General features: G+C 64.5%; 4 protein-coding genes. All 4 read right to left on the bottom strand.

The features are described from left to right. Positions 1–9: 9 nt before the first annotated feature. Positions 10–1,500: a replicative DNA helicase gene (locus tag RT123_RS10600; protein WP_313009110.1), complete on the bottom strand. Its 1,491-nt coding sequence runs from the start codon at positions 1,498–1,500 to the stop codon at positions 10–12. 111 nt (positions 1,501–1,611) lie between these two features. Then, positions 1,612–1,977, bottom strand: a complete 366-nt coding sequence (locus tag RT123_RS10605; RefSeq protein WP_039245215.1) for a hypothetical protein — start codon at positions 1,975–1,977, stop codon at positions 1,612–1,614. Between the two features lie 159 nt (positions 1,978–2,136). After that, positions 2,137–4,560 carry a TonB-dependent receptor gene (locus RT123_RS10610; protein WP_313009111.1) on the bottom strand — a complete coding sequence of 808 codons (2,424 nt, stop codon included), beginning with the start codon at positions 4,558–4,560 and terminating at the stop codon, positions 2,137–2,139. A 341-nt stretch (positions 4,561–4,901) separates the two neighbouring features. After that, on the bottom strand, positions 4,902–7,098 hold a 2,197-nt coding region (locus RT123_RS10615; protein WP_313009112.1), incomplete at its 5' end, for a TonB-dependent receptor.

The raw sequence follows: 7,098 nt of genomic DNA on the forward strand, positions 1-7,098 counted from the left end.
TGGAAGAGGCTACTCGTAGCTGACTTCTTCATAGCCGTGCGCCAAGTTGCCGAAGCGGACGGTGTCGGCGTCGAAGGCCAGTTTGACGATGCCGATGGGGCCGTGGCGCTGCTTGCCGATGACCACTTCGGCCTGGCCTTGCAGACGGTCCATGTCCTGCTGCCATTGCAAGTGTTCCTCGGTCCCCTCGCGCGGCTCGGCCCGGCCCAAGTAGTAGCTCTCGCGATAGACGAACATCACGCAGTCGGCGTCCTGCTCGATCGAGCCGGATTCCCGAAGGTCCGATAGTTGAGGGCGTTTGTCGTCGCGCTGCTCGACCTGACGCGACAGCTGCGACAGGGCGATGATCGGCACCGACAGTTCTTTGGCCAGGGCCTTCAGCCCGCCGGTGATTTCGGACACCTCCTGCACGCGGTTCTTTTGGCCCCCGCTGTTGCCGGTCGTAACCAGCTGCAGATAGTCGACGATGATCAGGTCCAGCCCATGTTCCATACGCTTCAGGCGGCGCGCGCGGGCCGCCAGCTTGGAGATGGACAGGCCACCGGTGGCGTCGATGTAGAGGGGGCTTTCGCCGATCTCGACCGCCGCGTCGCGCAGCTTGCCGAAGTCGGCGGCGTCGATCTCGCCCTTGCGCAGCTTGTCCGACGACACGCCTGACGCATCGGCCAGAATACGCATCGCCAACTGCTCAGCGCTCATTTCCAGCGAATAGAAGGCGACGACGCCGCCGTTGACCGTCTTGCGGCCTTCCGGCGTCGGCTCCCACTGATAGGCGCGGGCCACGTTGAAGGCCATGTTGGTCGCCAGCGCTGTCTTGCCCATCGACGGACGGCCGGCGAGGATCAACAGGTCGGAAGGGTGCAGGCCGCCTAGTTTGCGGTCCAGATCGTTCAGGCCGGTGGCGAGGCCGGCCAGCTTGCCCTCGCGCTGATACGCTTCGGCCGCCATCTGAACGGCACCGGACAAGGCGTTGGAGAAGCTGACGAAACCGGATGAGGGCTTGCCGGTCTCGGCCAGCGAATACAGGGTTTGTTCGGCCTGTTCGATCTGCTCGTCGGCGGGCGTCTCCGGATTGGGCGCCTCCTTGATCATGTCGCCGCCGATGCGGATCAGGTCGCGGCGCAAGGCCAGGTCATAGACGACGCGGGCGTAGTCTGGCGCATTGGCGGCGGGCGGCGCGCGGTCGACCAGATCGGCGAGATAGCGCAGGCCGCCGAACTCCTGGAACGCCGGGTCCTGCTTGAACCGCTCCATCAGAATGGTGGGCTCGGCCAGCAGCCCCTGGCGGATATGGTCCTCGATCGCGTCGAACAGCCGCTGGTGGAAGGGTTCGTAGAAGTGCGAGCCGCGCAGCCGGTCGTTCAACCGCTCGAACACGGCGTTGTCGAACATCAGCGAGCCCAGCAGCGCCTGCTCGGCCTCCAGATTGTGCGGCATCGAAGCGACGCCGCCGGAGTCCAGCGGAGACGACGAAAAGGGCATGGGGGCGAAGGCGTTCATCGATTAACGCTTTAGCCCTCTCACGCCCCTGCGTCAGACGCGGACGCCGCCTGGACCGTGGACAGATCGCGCCGCCTTGGGGACGAACCGGAATTCCTCAATCGGCGGTGGTCAGGCGCAGGGATAGTCGTGGGCCATCCATTCGCGCACAGCCTGGGTCACGCTGATGTTGCGCCGGCTTTGCGGGACGGCGTTGAAATGGCCCAGGATGGCGTTGGGCGAAAAGCCGACCTTGTCCGGCATGCAGGTTGCGGGCTGACGACCGGCCGCCTTGGCCTGGGTCTGTTCGGCGCGGACGGTGCGAACGGCGGTTCGGAACTCGGCCATCAGGCGGCGGGTGTCCGAGCGCAGCAGGGCGGTGGGATTCTGAGGAATGGCGTTGGCGGTGGTCAGGAATTCCTGAACCGTCATGGCGTTGGCCGCGCCGGCAAAAAGCGTCAGCGCCAAGACGCCGGCTGCGATCGATCTGGTCTTCATCTGGTCCCTCCAAAGCCCCCTCTGGCAGCGCGTAGGTTGAACGGCGATATGTGTCGCAACTGGGGCAAAGCGGAACGGTCAAGCTGAAGATTTCGTAATGCAAACAAGGAAAAGGGCGCTCCGCAGAGCGCCCTCGCCTGGCCTTCGTTCAGCCCGACCTCACCATTTCAGGCTGAGGCGCGCATAGCCGTAACGACCGTTGAAACCGAAGGGCGAATAGTAGGGGAAGCCCAGAACGCCGTTGGAATTCAGCGACGCCGGCACGAAGTCCGGATATTCGTCGAACACATTGTCCACGCCGATCGCCACGCCCACGCGCTCGGTCAACTGGAACCGGCCTTCCAGATCCACGACCGTCTTGGCCCCGGTGCTGTAGTCATTCGCCGCCGTCGATCCGGGTTGCAACACGTCGCCATAGTAGGTGGCGCGAATCGTGGCGCCCCACTTGTCCCGGCTCCAGTCCGCCGACGCCGAAACCTTGGTGTCGGGCGTGCCGTCTTCGATGGTCAGGATGCGTTGGCGGGCGAACAGGGTCGGCACCGGGTTCAGCACCGAGGACGACGTCGGCACGCGGTTGACCGACACATCGTTGAAGTTGGCCGCGACGGTGAAATCGAAATCGCCGAGCGTATCGGTCGGCAGGCGATAGCGTCCAACGATGTCCACGCCTTCTGTCGAGGTCGAGACCCCGTTCAGGAAGAAGCGCGCGGCCTGGACGCCTTGCGGATCCAGCAGGCTGGCGACCTGGCCCGAGAACGTCCGATTGATTAGCTCCGACAGCACGATCTGATCGTCGATGTCGATCTTGTAGGCGTCGACAGTCAGGTCGAACCGGCCCAGTCGCACCACCGCGCCGACCGAATAGTTGGTCGAGGTCTCAGCCTTCAGCGGACGCGCGCCAAGGGCCGTCGCGACCGCGCTGGTGGCCGGGAATGTGCCGGTTTCGACCACGGCGCCGTTCTGGATCACCGAGGCGGTCGAGGTGAAATACGACTGCTGTAACGACGGCGCGCGGAAGGCGGTCGAGACCGAACCGCGCAGGGCGAAGCTGGGGGTGAAGTCATAGCGGGCCGACAGCTTGCCCGTCTGGGTGTCGCCGAAATCGGAATAGTCCTCGAACCGCACGGCGCCCTCGACGCGCAGCTTGTCGGTCAGGGGAATTTCAACGTCGGCGTATGCGGCGAAGTTGTCGCGGTCGACATCCACGGCGTTCGAGGGCTGGAAGCCGACGAAGCCCTGGGCGCCGCCGGTCAGGGCCGTGTTGGCGCCCAACGGCCCGCGGTTGTAGCTTTCAGGCTGGCCGGCCTCGATCTTGTAGTTCTCCCAGCGCTGCTCCAGGCCCCAGGCGAAGTTCAGCGGGCCGCCGGACAGACCGACCTCGAACTCACGGCTGAAGTCGGCGCCCAGCACCAGCTGGTCATAGATCAGGCTGCCGGAATCGAAGCTGGTCGGCGAAGTCGCGCCGTAGGTGGAGTTCAGCGAATCCTCGGTGCGGAAGTCCAAGGCGTTGCGGCCATAGGCCAGGCTGATGTCTGTGTTCCAGCCCGCCAGTTCGCCGCGCAGGCCGCCGGCCAGCGAGGCGTCTTTCGAATTGATGGCGACCTTCGGCAGGAAGCCGTTCGGGTAGATCGAGGCGACATTGTTGACGTTGTCGGACAGGCGAGGGAAGGCGGCGCCTTCGCTGTCGCGGTCCTGATAGCCAGCCCAGCCATAGGCCTCCCAACCGTTGCCCAGCCCCTTGCCGGCGTTGGCGAAGACAGTCCACTGCTCCACATCCGGGTCGCCGAAGCGGGCGGTGATCGCGCCGTTCGCCGCCGCGCGGGGATCATAGTCCGAGCGATTGGTCGACTCGCGATTCAGATACTCCGCCGACAGGGTCAGAAAGCCGTCGTCGCCCAGCGAGAACCCTTGCCAGGCCGAGGCCGTGACGGTGCCGCCGTCGGTCTCGTCGCGTTCGCCGCGCGCGGTCTTCACGGTGGTGAAATACTGGCCGTAGGTCACGCTGGCGCCGCCGCCGCTGGAGGCCTCCTTCAGGCGCAGGTTCACCACACCGGCGATGGCGTCCGAGCCGTACTGGGCCGAGGCGCCGTCACGCAGCACTTCAACCCGGTCCAGAGCGCCGGTCGGAATGGTGTTCAGATCGACGGCGGCCGACCCGCGCCCCACCACGCCGTTGACGTTGACCAGGGCCGAGGCATGGCGACGCGTGCCGTTGACCAGCACCAGCGTCTGGTCCGGCGACAGGCCGCGCAAGGTGATCGGGCGGATCGAGTCCGAGCCATCGTTGGCGGACGGCCGCTGGAAGGTCAGCGACGGCACGGCCTGGGCCAGGGCCGTGGCGAACTCGGTCGTGCCACGCGTCTGCAACGCCTCGGACGTCACGACATCGACGGGCGCCAGGGTGTCGAGACGCGAGCGGTTCTGGACCCGCGTGCCGGTCACGACAATGTCGTCCACCTGCGCCGCCTCATCGGCGACGGGTTCGGCGTTTTGAGCAAAGGCCGGGGCGGCGCTCAGCAGGGCGAAGGTCGAAACGGTTGCGAGCAGGGCCGGTGCGGCGGCCCGTTGGGAAAGAGAGCGCATTGAGAGATTTCCTAAAGTCTGTTTTTGGCGCGAGCGCGCATCGCCGCCGCTGACCGCGACGGGCTTTTTATGATCGGCTTGGGATTGGGTATGGCGTGCGGTCTCAGCCGCAACATCGCGCGACGACGCGCCGAACAGCCTCTGAATCTGACAATATCATTATCACCATCTCCGACCGCAGGGCGGGGAGGCCCAGCGGTCATGGCGATATCAGGGCGAAGATGCGGCGGGTCAATCGACGCAGGCGGCCATGTTTTATTGCGGCAGTCAGTAGGAAATCTATTGACACGCAAAATGGGGCGCTCCGAAGAACGCCCCATTCGAGTGGGATATCAGTTGGCTTAGAAGTTGTAGCTCAGACGGCCGTAGAAGAAGCGGCCGTTGAAGCCGTAAGGCGAGTAGCTCGGGTAGCCCACCGAACCGGTCGCGCCGTTGATGTTGGTCGGCGTGGCGGTTGGATATTCATCGGTCAGGTTGTTCACGCCGACAGCGAGCGACACGCCGAACGGTAGGGTGTAGCGGCCCTCCAGATCCACCAGCAGCGCGTCGCCCGTTTCGTAGTCCAGGGTAGCGTTGTTGTTGGCGACCAGAACGCTGTCGTAGCTGGTGCCCTTCAAGGTCGCACCGAAGTCGCCCAGCGACCAGTCCACGCTGGCGACAATCTTCTGTTCCGGCGTGCCTTGCTCAAACGACAGTTTGGAAGAGCGGTCGAAGAGGAAGGCGTCGGACGGGGCAATGGCGAGGTTGCTGGGAACCGCTGGCGTCTTGGTCACTTCGGTGGAGTTGAAGTTGCCCGCCAGTGTGAAATCGAACCGCCCGAAATCCTGCTGCGTCCGATAGCGCGCCACGACATCGACGCCGCTGGTCGAGGTGTCCACACCGTTAAGGAAGAACCGCGCGCCGGTCACGCCGAACGGAGCGAGCAGAGCCTGAATGGCAGCCGTGGATTGCGCCGTCTGGCTGGGCCGCGACACGCCGAGCGTCTCGGAATAGATGATCCGGTCAGCGACATCGATGCGGTAGGTGTCCACCGTCAGTTCGAAGCCTTCATGTCGGAAGACCGCGCCGAGCGAGTAGTTGGTCGAGGTCTCGGGCTCCAGCGGCTTTGAGCCCAGGGCGATCGCGATAGGATCGTCGACCCGGTACGAGCCGTTCTGCTGCAGCACCACGCCGCCCGCTGTGGCGACAAGGTTGGTGGCGATGTAGCTGAAGTACTGTTGCTGAAGGGCTGGCGATTTGAAGCCAGTCGATATGGCGCCACGCAGGGCGAAGGCCTCGGTGAAGTCGTAGCGTCCCGAAATCTTGCCCGTGAGCTGATCGCCGAAATCGGAATAGTCCTCGTAGCGCCCGGCCAGACCGACACTGAACTGCTCGGAGAATTTGCCCTCCAGGTCGATGTAAGCGCTGATGTTGTTGCGATCGACATCGACCGCATTGGATGGCGCAAAGCCAGGGAAGCCCTGCGATCCGGCGCCGCCGGCCGTGACGGGGCCCTTGTTGTAGGATGTCGGCTCGCCTGCGGTGACGTTGAAGTCCTCGCGTCGGTATTCGACTCCGAAGGCGACGTTGAGCGGTTCATACAGGTTCGCTTCGATCTGTTTGACCGCATCCACGCCGATGGTCAGTTGACCGTAGCTGAGGCCGCCGGCGTCGAACTGGGTCTGAGACGCGGCGCCATAGGAGGCGTTCAAGGAGTTCAAGACGCGATAGTCCAGCTCATTACGCCCATAGCCGACCGAGATGTCCCAGTCGAAGCCGGCTGCGGGGCCTTTCAGGCCGCCATATATATTGTAGTCGTCGATGTCGGCGGCGATGATCGGCAAGAAGCCATTGGGATAGATGGCGGTGACGTTGTTGGAGTTGTTGAAGGCGCGGGCGGTCGCCGCAGCCTCGGACTTGCGCTTCTGATAGCCGCCGAAGGCGTAGGCTTCCCATTCGCCGCCAAGCGGTTTGCCGGCGTTGAAATAGCCGGTGTAGGCTTCGGTATAGGGATCGCCGAAGCGACCGATGACGGTGGTCGCACTGCCTCCGTTGACGGCGGTGGTCGCAGCGTAGTCGGAGCGATTGGTGGGCTGGCGTTTCTGGACTTCGCCCGAAAGGGTCAGGAAGCCGTCGCCAAACAGGGGCAGGCCGATCCAGCCGGCGAGCGAGGTCTGTTCGCCGTCGCGGCGGCTGTGCTCGCCGCGCGCGGTCGTGAAGTCGGTGTCGTAGATGCCGTAGTTGGCGGTGATGCCGCCGCCGCTCGACGCCTGGCGCAGACGCAGATTGATGACGCCGGCGATGGCGTCGGCGCCATATTGCGCCGAAGCACCGTCACGCAGGACTTCGACCGAGCCAAGGCTGATCGACGGAATCGTATTCAGGTCGAAGGCGGTCGAGCCACGGCCAAGCGCGCCGTTTACGTTCACCAGGGCGCCGACATGGCCGCGCTGACCGTTGATCAGGACAAGGGTCTGGTCAGGAGCAAGACCGCGCAGGGTTGCCGGACGAACGTGATCGGAGCCGTCGGAAATGGCGGGACGAGGGAAGTTGATGGAC

The sequence above is a fragment of the Brevundimonas vesicularis genome, from assembly GCF_032067225.1.
Classification (GTDB): domain Bacteria; phylum Pseudomonadota; class Alphaproteobacteria; order Caulobacterales; family Caulobacteraceae; genus Brevundimonas; species Brevundimonas vesicularis_F.